Annotated in this window: 11 protein-coding genes and 1 pseudogene; 1 reads left to right on the top strand and 11 read right to left on the bottom strand. The window is 65.4% G+C overall.

Going from position 1 to position 12,950, the window contains the following annotated elements; all coding sequences use genetic code 11:
* Positions 1 to 160: 160 nt before the first annotated feature.
* The 9 genes and pseudogenes from LJ362_RS04125 to LJ362_RS04085 form a co-directional block, all read right to left on the bottom strand.
* Positions 161 to 922, bottom strand: coding sequence for a CPBP family intramembrane glutamic endopeptidase (locus LJ362_RS04125; protein ID WP_264800903.1), 762 nt, complete (start codon positions 920 to 922; stop codon positions 161 to 163).
* Between the two features lie 24 nt (positions 923 to 946).
* A pseudogene (locus LJ362_RS04120) lies at positions 947 to 4,884 on the bottom strand (efflux RND transporter permease subunit).
* 232 nt (positions 4,885 to 5,116) lie between these two features.
* Positions 5,117 to 6,370 (bottom strand): MFS transporter, encoded by a 1,254-nt coding sequence (locus tag LJ362_RS04115; RefSeq protein ID WP_264800902.1) that lies wholly within the window; start codon positions 6,368 to 6,370, stop codon positions 5,117 to 5,119.
* A complete protein-coding gene (locus LJ362_RS04110) occupies positions 6,367 to 7,242 on the bottom strand; it encodes a nitroreductase family protein (protein WP_264800901.1) in 876 nt (291 codons plus the stop codon). The genes LJ362_RS04115 and LJ362_RS04110 overlap by 4 nt, the downstream gene beginning before the upstream one ends.
* Entirely contained in the window at positions 7,230 to 7,760 is a 531-nt protein-coding gene (msrA, locus tag LJ362_RS04105) for a peptide-methionine (S)-S-oxide reductase MsrA (protein ID WP_264800899.1), read from the bottom strand. Before msrA ends, LJ362_RS04110 begins: the two co-directional genes overlap by 13 nt.
* Positions 7,761 to 7,811: 51 nt before the next feature.
* Complete coding sequence (locus tag LJ362_RS04100; protein WP_264800898.1) at positions 7,812 to 9,023, bottom strand: hypothetical protein; 1,212 nt, start codon at positions 9,021 to 9,023, stop codon at positions 7,812 to 7,814.
* An 87-nt stretch (positions 9,024 to 9,110) separates the two neighbouring features.
* Positions 9,111 to 9,776, bottom strand: coding sequence for a peptide deformylase (locus tag LJ362_RS04095; protein ID WP_264800897.1), 666 nt, complete (start codon positions 9,774 to 9,776; stop codon positions 9,111 to 9,113).
* Positions 9,777 to 9,789: 13 nt separating this feature from the next.
* Positions 9,790 to 10,593: an HpcH/HpaI aldolase/citrate lyase family protein gene (locus tag LJ362_RS04090; RefSeq protein WP_264800896.1), complete on the bottom strand. Its 804-nt coding sequence runs from the start codon at positions 10,591 to 10,593 to the stop codon at positions 9,790 to 9,792.
* A gap of 8 nt (positions 10,594 to 10,601) precedes the next feature.
* Positions 10,602 to 11,132 (bottom strand): MaoC family dehydratase, encoded by a 531-nt coding sequence (locus LJ362_RS04085; protein ID WP_264800895.1) that lies wholly within the window; start codon positions 11,130 to 11,132, stop codon positions 10,602 to 10,604.
* Positions 11,133 to 11,217: 85 nt separating this feature from the next.
* Between LJ362_RS04085 and LJ362_RS04080 the strand changes: the two genes are divergently transcribed.
* The gene (locus tag LJ362_RS04080) at positions 11,218 to 11,877 is read left to right on the top strand and encodes a histidine phosphatase family protein (RefSeq protein ID WP_264800894.1); all 660 of its coding nucleotides are present in this window, start codon (positions 11,218 to 11,220) and stop codon (positions 11,875 to 11,877) included.
* 32 nt (positions 11,878 to 11,909) lie between these two features.
* Here the strand turns inward: LJ362_RS04080 and LJ362_RS04075 are convergent, their stop codons facing one another.
* Positions 11,910 to 12,422, bottom strand: coding sequence for an SRPBCC family protein (locus LJ362_RS04075; protein WP_264800892.1), 513 nt, complete (start codon positions 12,420 to 12,422; stop codon positions 11,910 to 11,912).
* Between the two features lie 83 nt (positions 12,423 to 12,505).
* Positions 12,506 to 12,868 (bottom strand): ArsR/SmtB family transcription factor, encoded by a 363-nt coding sequence (locus tag LJ362_RS04070; protein ID WP_264800891.1) that lies wholly within the window; start codon positions 12,866 to 12,868, stop codon positions 12,506 to 12,508.
* Positions 12,869 to 12,950 lie beyond the last annotated feature (82 nt).

The raw sequence follows: 12,950 nt of genomic DNA, 5'->3' as shown, positions 1-12,950 counted from the left end.
GGGTATCTTCCCAGACCGGGGACCGCCCGGCACAGAGGGCGGAGCCGGAAGGACTCACCCGACCGAGACTGTCACCGGCAAGCGGCCCTGGAACTACCCGCCGGTGAATCAGAGGTGAACCCGGAGGGAGGAATGAGTGTCCCGATTGCGGCTGCAGCACTCAGCCGAAGTCGACGAGGGCGAGCACGCCCGGGGCGAGGAATCCGAGGGCGTCGATGATGACATGCGCCCACACCAACGGCATGAGTCTGCCCTTGCGCAGGAAGTACCAGCCGAAGATGATGCCCATGGCGACGTTGCCGATGAACGGTCCGATGCCCTGGTAGAGGTGGTAGCTGGCGCGGAAGATCGCCAGGGAGATGATGATCGGCCACGGTCCGAAGCCCAGCTGCCGCAGTCGCAGCGCCCCGAAGCCGAAGATGAGCACCTCTTCGAGGATTCCGTTCTTCGCCGCCGAGAGCAGCAGCACGGGAACCGTCCACCAATGATCGCCGAGGTTGGACGGCTGGATCTCGGCGGTGATCCCCAGTGCCCTGCCGCCCGCATACACCCCGAGGGTGCCGATGCCGATGATAAGGAAGATGAGGGCACCGTGGCCGAGGTCGCGCAGTCGGTGCCCGTCGACTCCGAGTCGGATCGGCAGCGGCTGTGCCGGTCGGTCGCGACTGAGCAGGTAGATCGCGAGTGCGACGGGCACGAGGGTGAAACCGATGTCGAGAAGCTGGTAGATCAGGTCGAAGCCCGGCCGGGGAGAGATCGAGGTGTTGAGTTTGGCCTGGGCGTCGCTGATCGGTCCGCGCGTGGCGATGTCTGCCAGACGCACGATCGCATAGACGGAAGCCTGCCCCAGTGACAGGGCCGCAATGAGACCGAGCTCGAACCACAGGCGATTTCTCTCCTGTGGTTCGAGCTCGGTCGTCATGGACTCAACTCTAGCCGGGACGGCTCAGTGTTTGGGTTCGCCGTCCCCGTCGTCACGACGTGGCTGCTGGCTGCGCAGGGTGAAGTCCGTTCCCGACCCATCGCCCCGGTCCGCGTTGTCGTCCCGTCCATCGCGAGCGGACGGATCGGTATTCCGTCCGACGTCGACGTGGTCGGCATCCGTCGATCCATCCGACGCCGAGGCGGCCCTGCCCGAATCCGCGGACGTCGAGTCCGCGGTCGGTGCGGTCGCCTCGGTGGGGGCCTCCCCTTCTGACTGCGCCCGGGTGTCGTCGGAGCCGGCGACAGCGGCCCCGGCACCGGCAGGCACCGCGGCGGTCTCCCGCTCATGCGCCCGTGCCTCGGCAGCGTCGAGGACCTCACCGCGAGCCATGTTCTTCACGTACTTCTTCTCGGCCCGACGTTCCTTGACCCCTTCGAGCAGCAGGTAGAGCACGGGCACGAGGATGAGCGTAAGCAGCGTCGAGCTGACCAGGCCGCCAATGACGACGATCGCCAATGGCTTCGAGATGAACACTCCCCCGCCGGTGAGCCCGAGGGCCATCGGCAGCAGAGCGAAGATCGTGGCGGCCGCGGTCATAAGGATCGGACGGTAACGCAGTCGGGCGCCGTGGACGATCGCAGTACGCAGATCGACCCCGCGGACGCGGAAGTGGTTGATGAGGTCGATGAGCACGATCGCATTCGTCACCACGATGCCGATGAGCATGAGCAGACCGATCATCGACGTCAGCCCCAGCGGAGTGTCGGTGATGAGCGAGAGCGCAACCGAACCGGTGGCCGCGAATGGGATCGAGACCAGCAGGATCAGCGGCTGCAGCAGCGACTTGAACGTGGCGACCATGATGACGAACACGATGAGGATCGCCGCGAGCATCGCCAGTCCCAGCTGCGAGAACGCTTCGTTCTGCTCCTGGGTGGCACCGCCGGTGTCGACGGCCACCGTATCGGGCAGGTCCACCTCGTCGAGGGCGGACTGGACCTCGGTCGACACGGCTCCGAGGTCATCGCCTTCCGGAGTCACGGACACGGTAGTCGAACGCTGCGAATCCGTGTGGCGGATCGTCGGTGCGGTCTTGACCTCCTTGACGTCGGCAACCTCATCAAGTTCGATGAAGCGCGGCTCCGAGGTCACGGGGCGCCCGCATTCGGATCGCCGCCCGTCGCACCGGCACCACCGGCCGCACCACCAGCCGCGCCTTCGGCACCGCCGGCACCGCCTGCGCCTCCGGCACCACCTGCGCCACCGGCAGCTCCTCCGGCACCACCGGCCGCGCCGGCGTCACCTGAACCACCGGCACCTCCGGCTGCTCCACCGGCGCCGCCTTCCGCGCCTGCGCCGGCTCCGCCGGCGGGAGCCGTCTCTTCCGGCTTGCCCGGGATCTTGAGTTCGCGCAGCTTCTCCACGGTGTCGGCATTGCGATCGAAGAGCAGCACCGAATGGGAGACATCGTCGATGACGACCTCACCGATCTGCTGACCATGCATGGCACGCTGCACATACTGGCCGATGGCCGCCTCGGTGAGGTTCTCCTCTGCGGCCTTCTCATGATCGACCTTGACTTCGATCACGGGCTGGACCGCGGCGGTATCGCTCGTCACCGACTGTGCCGCGGACACACTCTCGAGCTTGTCGCTGACCTTATTCGTCGCATCCTCGAGTTCCTGGGGGTCGGTGGCCGTGAGTGTGACGTCGATGGTCTGCGCGCCCGGGGTCGAGCTCTGGCTCGCCACCTCGACGTCGCCGGCACCCTTGAGGTCGTCGAACTGCTTCTGCAGATTCGCGGAGATCGACTGCGCCGAGACTCCGGACTTCGTGTTGACGATATAGGTGCCCGTCAGCGACGAATCGTCGGTGAAGCCGAACGACGTGCCGCCGAGCGACACCTGGTAGTTGTCGACATCGGATTCGTCGGCGAGAATGTCCTCGACCTTCTTCGCCTGCTCCGATGCCTCGTCGAGGTCGGTGCCCGGGTCGAAGGTCTGCGAGATCTGCAGGGAATCCTGCCCGGTGTCGCCGAAGAGCTCGGTCTTCAGCTGCGGGATCATCGCTCCGGTGCCTGCGAGCACGAGCACGGCGATGAGGATCATGATGATCGGGTGCTTCGTCGAGAACCCGATGGCCGGCATATAGGTCTTCTGCAGTCGCGTCACCGGAGAATGCATTCCGGCGAGCTCGTCGACGGCCTCAGTTCCGTCTTCGGATTCGCCGTAGCGCGATCCGCCCGCGGCCATTCCGGCCGCATCGGTTCGAGTGGTGGCACCGGACTGCGTGGTGGCATCGGCCCGTTGGGACGATGCGACGCTGTCGCGAGGACCTGTGTCCTCTGCTTCGGCACCGGCGGCGACGAGGTCGCGCTTCTTGTCGGCCTTCTTCGCTTCCTTCTTCTCTGCCCTCCACTGCAACAGCATCGACTTGCGGCTGCGACGGATCTCCGCCTTCTCCGCACGGGTGAGCTTGACCTTCGCCTCACGCTGACGCAGGAACCAGTACGCGAGGACGGGCACGATCGTCAGTGCCACGAACAGGGACGAGAGCAGGGCGATGGTCGCGGTCAGCGCGAAGGGCCGGAACATCTCTCCGGTCTGCCCGGTCACGAATGCCAGCGGCAGGAACACGGCCACCGTGGTCAGGGTCGATGCGGTGATGGCACCGGCCACCTCGGAGACGGCGGCGAGGATGTTCGAGAACTTGTCGCCGCCGGAGGCGTGGCGTCTGCGGATCGCCTCGATGACGACGATGGAGTCGTCGACGACGCGGCCGACGGAGATCGTCAGCGCACCGAGGGTGAGCATGTTGAGGGTCTCCCCGCCCATCCACAGCCCGATCATGGCGATGAGGAGGGAGAGCGGGATGGAAATGGCGGTGATGATCGTCGCCCGCACCGAGAGCAGGAAGACGAGAATGACGAGGACCGCGAAGATCAGGCCGAGCCCACCCTCGTTGAGCAGGTCGTGGATGGACTGTTCGATGAACGGTGCCTGGTCGAACGCGGAGACGAACTCCGTATTGTCACCCATCATCTTCTCGAGTTCGGGCAGCTTGTCGGCCACCGCGTGTGAGACGTCGACGGTGTTCGCGTCGGATTCCTTCATCACCGACACGGACAGCGAGGGTTCGCCGTTGGTGCGTGAGATCGACTCGATCGGCTCGTCGACGAGTTTGACGTCGGCGACGTCGGAGACCTGGATCGGTCCGTCCTTGCCGGAGATGACGAGTTCCTTGATCGCATCGATCGAGCGGATGCGGGTACCGACCTCGACCGGGGCAGTGCCGTCATCGCCCTTGAGCTCGCCCGCGGAGGTGGGCACACCATTGGACTGGAGGATTCCGGCCACCTCGTCGAGGTTGGCTCCTTCGTCCTCGAGATCGTCGCGGCGGATGCTGATCTCGACCTGTTTGGTCTTCGCTCCGGCGATCTGGACCTGGGAGACGCCGTCGACCTTCTTCAGCTCCGGTTCGACGATGTCTTCGAGGTTCGCCGCCAGCTGGTCTTCATCGGCGTCCGAGGTCACGGACAGGGCGAGTACCGGAATGTCGTCGGTGCCCATCATCATGACGTTCGGTTCGACACCGTCCGGCAGGGTCGGCTGCACCTGGGAGACGGCGCGCTGCAGGGCACGGACGACGTCATCGGAGTCGTCGCCGTACTTCGTGCTCACGGTGATCTGCGAACTGCCCGCCGAGGATGTCGAGGTCATGTCCTCGACTTCGGGCAGTGCGGTCAGCGCCCCTTCGAGTGGGTCGGTGACTTCGGATTCGACGGCCTCGGGGGTGGCTCCCTCATAGGAGGCGGTGACCGTGGCCTGCGGGTTGTCGAGGGATGGGAAGAGCTCTTGCTTGAGAGAACCGGCACCGATGATGCCGAAGATGATGGCGACGACGGAGATGAGCGCGATGAGCGCCCGGTTCTTCAGACTCAGCCGGGTCAGGAAACTCACGAGGGGACTTTCTTTGTCGTAGACAGGGCGACGACGCAGAACGCCGACTCAACCAACCATCCTAGTGAGTGTCACCCGCATCGCACATGAGGAAAACCTGACTTCTCTGATCAACGGCTGAGCACGCCGCGCCCCGAACACCAGCTCGGTGAAACTGCAGCAGCTTGGTTCCTGCACCGAGCTGCTGCAGTTTCACCGAGCTGCAGCGCACGTGCGGGTGCGTTTGAGTGCGTCAGTCAGCCGAAGCCGGTTGGCGGGGACGGGTTTCGCGGCCGAAGAACCACAGGCCTGCGGCGATGATGCCGAGGACGCCGGTGAGCAGGAACGCCCACGAGTAGTCGAAGTGGTCGACGACGGCTCCGGCGATGATCGGGCCGAGGATGGCTCCGCCGTCGAGGGCCATCTGATAGCGGGCGAGCACTCGGCCGCCCTTGCGGTCGCGGCCGATGACGTCGGCGACCGTGGCCTGCTGAGCGGGGTTGGCCAGCCCGGAACCGATCCCGGCGATGATGGAGAAGGCGAAGAACAGCCAGATCGAGTCGATGAAGGCCAGCGCCGCGGTGGTCACGCCGAGGACGAACAGACCCCATTGGATGAAGGGTTTGCGCCCGACGGTGTCAGCGAAGCGCCCGACCACTGTCACGGCCGAAGCGTTGCCGATGGCGAACATGGTCAGGGCCAGTCCGGCCACGGCCGTATCGGCTTTGAGGGCCTGGATGGCGAAGAGCGGGTAGATGGCCACGCGGATGCCCATCGCCGACCAGCCTTGGACGAAGGCGGAGATGAGCGCCGAACGGTAGGCCGAATCCTTCCAGGCTTCCCGGAAGGACATGACTTCCTGCTGTTCCTTGTCCTTCTCCGCTTCCAGGCGGGCACGCCCGGATTTCGTCGAGGAGCCGAAGGCTGCGGTGGAGGCGAGGAATACGCGGACGACGATGGCGGCGATGAGCAGACCGACGGCGTAGATGATGAACGGGATGCGCATCCCCCATCCGGCCATGGCACCGCCGAGGACTGGGCCGGCGATATTGCCGACGAGGAATGCGGTCGCGTACGTGGAGGACGCTTTCGCGCGGGCGTCGATCGGGGCGAGGCGGACGATGAGCGCCATCGCGGAGACGCTGAACATCGTCGACCCGATGCCGCCGAGTCCGCGGAAGATCAGCAGCTGCCAGTAGTTCTGTGCGAAGGCGACGGCCGCGGTGGAGGCGGCGACGATGAGGAGGCCGGTGATGTAGATGCGGCGTTCGCCGAAGGCATCGACGAGACGCCCGGATGAGGGTGAGAACACGAACCGGAAGAATGCGAACGAGGAGACGACGATGGTTGCGGCGGTGACCCCGAAGTCGAAGCTCGCCGCGAACTGCGGCAGGACGGGGGCGATGATTCCGTAGCCCAGGGCAACGATGAAGGCCGCTGCCACGAGGACATAGATCTCCTTGGGCAGGCGGCGCGTTTCCGGAGTGTCGGTGTCGGGAGTGCTCACAGGGTATCGAGGAACTGTTCGGGCTTCGGCAGGGGGCGAGTGCTCGTGGTCAGGCGCTGTCGGTAGCGTTCGGGGACGGCTCCGATGTAGAACCAGCCCATGAGCAGTTCATGATCGTTCAGGCGGTGGAGGCGGCGGACCGGTTCGGTGTTCGTCAGGGTTCCCGAGCGCCACATGACTCCCCAGCCGGCTTGCCACAGGGCGAGTTCGAGCAGGTGGCCGGCACCAGCGGCGGTCGCGTGCTGCTCCCATTCGGGAACCTTGTCATGTTCGACCGGTGAGGAGACGAGGGCGAGCAGAAGTTCGGCCCGCAGCGGCTTCGTATTGGTCTCGCCTGGTTTGCGGACGACGCCGGCGGCTTCGTCGAGGGCGTCGCCGAGGCGGTGCCGGTCGTCTCCGCGGATGATGAGGAAGCGCCAGGGGCGCAGTGACTTGTGGTCGGCGACCGAGGAGATCGATCGGATGATCTCGAGCAGGTCGGAGTCGTTCGGGGTCTCCGGGTCGACCTTTGAGATCGACCGTCGGGTACTCAGGGCGTGGAGGACGGGATCGGCGACGATGTCGATCGATGACGGCGCTGAGTAGTCGGGACCGCGGCGAGTGGGCGTCACGGCTGAGGTGCGGTCACTCGCCGAGGCGGCGGTTGCCTCGGCGGGGTCGGTGTTCTTCTCACTCTCCGCCGAGCGGGCGGTCTGGTCGTCCTGGGCGGCCAGGCTCTTCGCCCACGGGCCGGTGTTGCCATCGAGGAAATGGGCACGGACGCGATCTTTGGTCGCTTCGCAGGCCTTGCCCGCGTCCTTGGACCGTTTGCGCTCCTTGTGTTTGTCCTTTTTGCACTTGCCCTTCTTATGACTGCCCATCAGCTCACCCATTCGGCGAAGGCGGTGCGGGCCTTGCTGAGTTTCGGGTCGATGATGACACGGCAGTAGCCGTTGTCCGGGTTCGCAGTGTAGAAGTCCTGGTGGACCGCCTCGGCGGGATAGAAGGTGCCCAGCGGTTCGAGGGTGGTGACGATCGGATCGTCGAACAGGTTCTGCGCGGATTCGATGGCTTCGGCGAAGTGCTGTTTCTCGGTCTCGTCGCGGTAGAACATGGCCGACCGGTACTGGGTGCCGACGTCGTAGCCCTGGCGGTTGAGGCTCGTGGGGTCGTGGCCGGTGAAGAACAGGCCGAGGATGACGTCTTCGGGGACGATGTCGGCGTCGAAGGTCACCTGCAGGGCTTCGGCGTGGCCGGTCATCCCGGAGCAGACTTCACGGTATCCGGGGTTGTCGGTGTGTCCGCCGGTGTAGCCGGAGATCACTTCTCTCACTCCGGTGGTCCGCTGGTAGACGGCGTCGAGGCACCAGAAGCAGCCGGCGCCGAGGGTGAGAGTTCGAAGATCGCTCATGCAACGTATAACGATGACGCGCGCAGGTTATTCCCGGCCCCAGCGGTACGATCAGCTGTCATCGGCGCGGAAGGTGTATTCGTCCGGGCGCGGCCATCGCTCCAGTGTGCGGACGGCATCCTCGACATCGCCATCGGCGATCTCGAAGCTCGAGGAATATCCGCCGTCTTCGTCGTCGAGGCTTCCCGGGTGCAGAGTGCCGGGTACGGATTCGCGCAGGGCCTCGGCGGAGAGCAGGTCTGCGCATGGTTCGTCGTCGACCTCGTTGAGATCCACACTGGTGAGACGTCCGTCGACGATGTCGAGAGTGAGTTCCAAGCGTCCGCTCGATATGCCGGCGTGGTCGCCTGATCTGACGGTGCCGCCTTCGTCGGCGCCGCCGGTGAGTCCGGTGACCGGGTAGATATGCCGGGCCGGTGCCGCGCTCGGGGTCGATTCGTCGGGTCGGACGTCGATCGAAGCGATGTCCTCGTCTTTGAGCAGCTGTTCGATCTGTTCAGGGTCGAGGACGACGGGTTCATCCCCTGAATACAAGGAATCCGGATAGGTGACCCACACGAAGAACTTCGCGGAAGCGAACTGCTCTCGGACCGCCTTGGCGCTGGCCTCCGAGTTCGGGTGCGGCAGAGACAACAGCGTATCGACCGATTCGCGGATATGGGCGGGAAGTTCGATCTCGAGCGGAGCATAATTGAGTTCCTCGACATCGTCGGCCCATTTCTCGACCTTGTCGATGAGGACCGCTGTCACCGCGACGAGCCCGCCGTTGACGACGGCATTGACACCTCGGCCGACGCCCGTCGGCAGTTTCGCATCGATAGCCTCCGCCAGCCGCTCCGTCAGCGGCCAGAGCGCCCATGAGGCCGCTCCCGCTGCTGCCGCGGTGACCACATTGAGGAACGCCGGGGAAGTCACGCTCGCCTGTTCGTCCCACCAGGTATCCACGTCGGCATCGCCGTCGAGTACTCCGACGTCAGAGATGTGCGCAGGAGTGGAAGCATATCGGACGGGACCGCTCCCTCTGGTGGAGAAGGCTCCGAGGAATTCGTCGATGCCGCTCGATCCGCCCACCTTGCCGAGGAAGGCCCGGGACCCGGTGAGCCAGGTCAGGCCCGCATTGGCCAGGGCGGTTCCCGCTCTCAGGCCGGTCTGGCGTTCGGCGGAGACGTCGCGGCGGCGCACCAGCGCGAGGGCGCCGGTGCCGAGTGCGGCAGCGGTGCGGACGGTTCGGTGATGACGAAGGGGGATGTCGGGAAGTCGCATGTCCTTATCGAAACATGCCCGCCTGTGACGCAGATGAGAGCGGTCAACAGTCTCGGCGGTATCCGGACCGGCGACCGCGGCGGAGGTTCACATCACCATGCCCGAAGGCAAAGAGAAGCCGAGTTCCGCGGCGGCCTTCTGTGTCGAGGGCTGGTGCCAGAACTTCGCCACGGATTCGTTCGTCGCCAGGGATCGCATCTCGGCTTTGTCGAGGAAGAGGATCCCGGATAGGTGGTCGGTCTCGTGGGCGACGATGCGCGCCGACCAGCCGGAGACCTCCTCGGCGATGGGGTCGCCCTGCAGGTCGATGCCCGTCAATGCGATGTTGCGAGGCCGGGCCACGACGGCTTGGTAGCCGGGGATCGACAGACATCCTTCATAGAAGGCGACGTCCTCACCACCGACGCGTTCGCAGCCCGCGTTGAGGACCACCCGCAGCGGCATCGGCTCCCGCTGCCGGATCTTCGCAACTTCGGGATCGCGGGCACCAGGATCTTCGGCGACGAACATCGACAGACCGATGCCCACCTGCGGGGCGGCAAGGCCGACTCCCGGGGCGGCGAGCATGGTCGCTCGCATCACCTCGGCGAGCTGCTCGAGCTCGGCATCGTCGACCTGCCCGTCGAAAGGGCGGGTCTGGGACCGGAGGACCGGGTTCCCGGCCTCGACGATGGGCGCGGTCCCGTCCCCCGTCTCGGCGGCGGTGAGGACGGCACGGATCTGGTCGGCGATGAGCGCATCGGAGACGTTCACGAGGTGGTGTCCCTCAGTTCGCGCGGGCGACGATGAGTTCGGCGTGCTTGAGCAGCGGGGCGTCGATCATTTTGCCCTCGAAAGAGAATGCTCCCTTCTCCGTCTTCGCCAGGTCGAGCACGGACCGCGCCCAGGTCAGCTGTTCGTCGCTGGGACGGAAGGCGTCGCGGACGACGGGCACGTGATTGGGGTGGATGGAGACCTTGCCGGAGAATCCGGACTGCACGGCGTCTTCGGCTTCGGCTGCCAGTCCTTCGAGGTTCGGGATGTCCGCCCAGATCGAGTCGAGGGCGAACTTGCGGTGGGCCCGGGCGGCGAGGAGGGTCTGGCTGCGCACCTGCTTGGCCACGTCCCGGTAGCCGCCGTCGTCCTTGCGGGAGGAGCCTCCGCCGAGGTCGGCGATGAGATCCTCCGATCCCCACATCAGCGCATAGACATTCGGAGCGGCGGCGATCTCGGCGACGTTGACGGCTCCGAGCGCGGTTTCGATGAGCGCGATGACCTGGAATCCGGACAGGATCGACAGATCCGCTGCGAGCTCCGCCTTCGGCAGCATCACGGCCGTGTACTCGGTGCGCGCGAGCATCTTCAGATCTTCGCCGAGGTGGCCCGAATCGTGGGAGTTCACCCGCACGACCGTGCGGGTCGGGTCGAGGGGGAAGTCGACGATGGACTCCCGTGCGGCAGCTTTGTCGGCCTCGTTGACGGCGTCTTCAAGGTCGAGGATGACGATATCCGAGCGTTCGGCTGCTTTCGTGTACCGGTCGGGACGATCGCCGGGGACGAAGAGCCAGGCGGGTTTGAACTCGAGGGACATATGGGGGCTCACTTTCCGGTGTCGGTCTGATCGGCGGTGTCGGCGGCGGACTTCGCCGCCGTGGACTCGTGGCTGGAGTCGAACATCATCGCCTGGCGCACGGCCTTCGCGACGAGTTTGCCGTGCTGGTTGTAGCCGCGGTGTTCGAAGGTGACGATGCCCTGGCCCGGACGGGACTTCGAATTGCGTTTGTCGAGGATCGTCGTCTCCGCGTAGAGGGTGTCGCCGTGGAACATCGGTGCCGGGAAGCTGACTTCGGAGAAGCCGAGGTTTCCGACTGTCGTTCCCTGCGTCAGCTGGGACACGGACAGACCGATGAGGGTGGCCAGGGTGAACATCGAGTTGACGAGGCGCTCGCCGAAGGGCTCGGTGGCCGACCATGCTGCGTCGAGGTGCAGGGCCTGGGTATTCATCGTCACGGCCGTGAACAGGGTGTTGTCCGCTTCGGTGACTGTGCGGCCCGGTGCGTGCTTATAGGTGGCGCCGACTTCCATTTCGTCCAGCCACAGACCTCGTTGTGCAATGACCTTGTCACTCATGTAACGCTCCTCACTCGTCGTGATTTGAGTTTATCGCCATTCACCGGACCCCTGCGACCCGGGGGTCGGTAGGATCGAGCACACCATGGCCATCACACGATCCCTCTTCGTCGTCACCCACCCGGAGGCCCGACACCATCTCGAGGCCCGGGTCGGCGGGTGGCACGATTCCGAGCTCACCGTCCGCGGCGAACTCCAAGCCGATCGCATCGCCGCCGAACTGCGGTCGCGGATCCCGACGGTCGCCTCCGCGCCGGTATTCACCTCTGATCTCAAACGGACGCGCAGGACCGCCGAAGTGATCGCCGATCGACTCGGCACGCGCGCAATCGACCACCCGGGTCTGCGCGAGAAGTCGTACGGATTCGCGGAGGGACGGGAGCAGTCCTGGCTGGACGCGCGCTTCATCTTCCCACCCGTGCCCGACGACGCCTTCGACCACACGATGCGCCTCGATCATGCCGAAGGCATCGACGGCGCGGAGACGCGACGCGAGGCCGGTGCTCGGATCTACGTCGCGGTCGGCGAGATCCTCACGCAGCGAGCCTCGCACCAGGTGGTCGTCACCCACGGCTTCGCCCACACGTTCGTCATCGGTCGGTGGCTCGAACTGCCTCTCGAGGCGATGGGGCGGGCGACGTTCGCCGCGCATTCCGGGTGCATCACCGAACTGACCGAGGACGATCGGTTCGGCAATCGGACCCTGCGGTCGCTCGCTGCGGTGGACCACCTCGGCGATGCCTGAGGCGGTCCACCGCCGTGATCAGTCGGCACCGGTCAGGACCCGAGCTCTGTACCGAGTTCGGTGAAGGCCGATGACCATCCGTCGTAGGCACTGGCGTCTTCACCCGAGTCATTGGGCAGGCCGGTCAGCGTGAACGTCATGCGAGTGCGGTCGGCGCCGATCTCCTCAAGTGCGACGCTGACGCGCGGGGCATCGTCGACCTCGCCGGGACTTCCCCAAGTGAAGTCGAGGCGGACGGGCTCGTCGATGTGAAGGTACTTCCCGGCGGTCGGGAACTCCTGCCCCGTATCGGGTATGCGCATCGTACAGGTGTATTCGCCGCCGACCCGCAGGTCGACGGATACGGATTCGCGTGGGGTGACCAGCGTTTCAGGGTGGAACCAACGGGCCATGACGTCCGGGTTCGTCCAGGCTTCCCAGACGCGGGCGCGCGGGGCGGCGAATTCGCGGACGATGGTGAATCCGGGTTCTCCCGCCTGTGCGCTGTTCGGATCGGTCACTGTGTTAGCTGTGATGTCTGTGTTGGCTGTGTTCTCGGCGTTCATCGCTGTTCTCCTCCGTGAGTCGTGCATGATGTCTGCGTCATACGTGATGTCTGCGTCATTCGGCACGTCGTTGATGTCGATAGTCAGTCCGCAGTTCGATCTGTGGTCGACGGGTCGGTCGTCGACGTATCGGTGGGCACCTCCTCGGCGAGGATGAGGTCGAGGCTGTCGAAGCGCTGCTGCCATTCGTCGTGGGCCGCCTGCAGCCAGCCGGTGGCCTCGGTGAGGGCATCGGCGTTGAGTGCGACGATGCGCTGCTGCGCGGATTTCGATCGGGTGATCAGCCCCGCCGTCTCGAGCACCTTGAGGTGCTGGGAGACCGCGGAACGACTGATGGGCAGCGGCTCCGCGAGCTCACCGGCGGTCTTGTCTCCCCCGCGCAGACGATCGATGATCGCCCGACGCGTCGGATCGGCAAGCGCCGCGAAGACGTGATCCATACTCATTTGAGCATCCCCTTAATTAAGTGATTACTACAATACACTTTTCGACCGCTCCGTCAAGAGGGCTCTGGGACGATCCGCAAAG

This window comes from Brevibacterium sp. JSBI002 (assembly GCF_026013965.1).
Lineage (GTDB): Bacteria > Actinomycetota > Actinomycetes > Actinomycetales > Brevibacteriaceae > Brevibacterium.
Note: the sequence above shows the minus strand (reverse complement) of the source record. Positions and strands in the feature narration are given on the sequence as shown.

Excerpts from the sequence above, each read along its gene's own strand:
- LJ362_RS04125 (WP_264800903.1), bottom strand. The coding sequence starts at position 922 with ATGACGACCGAGCTCGAACCACAGGAGAGAAATCGCCTGTGGTTCGAG.
- LJ362_RS04110 (WP_264800901.1), bottom strand. The coding sequence starts at position 7,242 with ATGGGTGAGCTGATGGGCAGTCATAAGAAGGGCAAGTGCAAAAAGGAC.
- msrA (WP_264800899.1), bottom strand. The coding sequence starts at position 7,760 with ATGAGCGATCTTCGAACTCTCACCCTCGGCGCCGGCTGCTTCTGGTGC.
- LJ362_RS04100 (WP_264800898.1), bottom strand. The coding sequence starts at position 9,023 with ATGCGACTTCCCGACATCCCCCTTCGTCATCACCGAACCGTCCGCACC.
- LJ362_RS04090 (WP_264800896.1), bottom strand. The coding sequence starts at position 10,593 with ATGTCCCTCGAGTTCAAACCCGCCTGGCTCTTCGTCCCCGGCGATCGT.
- LJ362_RS04085 (WP_264800895.1), bottom strand. The coding sequence starts at position 11,132 with ATGAGTGACAAGGTCATTGCACAACGAGGTCTGTGGCTGGACGAAATG.
- LJ362_RS04080 (WP_264800894.1), top strand. The coding sequence starts at position 11,218 with ATGGCCATCACACGATCCCTCTTCGTCGTCACCCACCCGGAGGCCCGA.
- LJ362_RS04075 (WP_264800892.1), bottom strand. The coding sequence starts at position 12,422 with ATGAACGCCGAGAACACAGCCAACACAGACATCACAGCTAACACAGTG.
- LJ362_RS04070 (WP_264800891.1), bottom strand. The coding sequence starts at position 12,868 with ATGAGTATGGATCACGTCTTCGCGGCGCTTGCCGATCCGACGCGTCGG.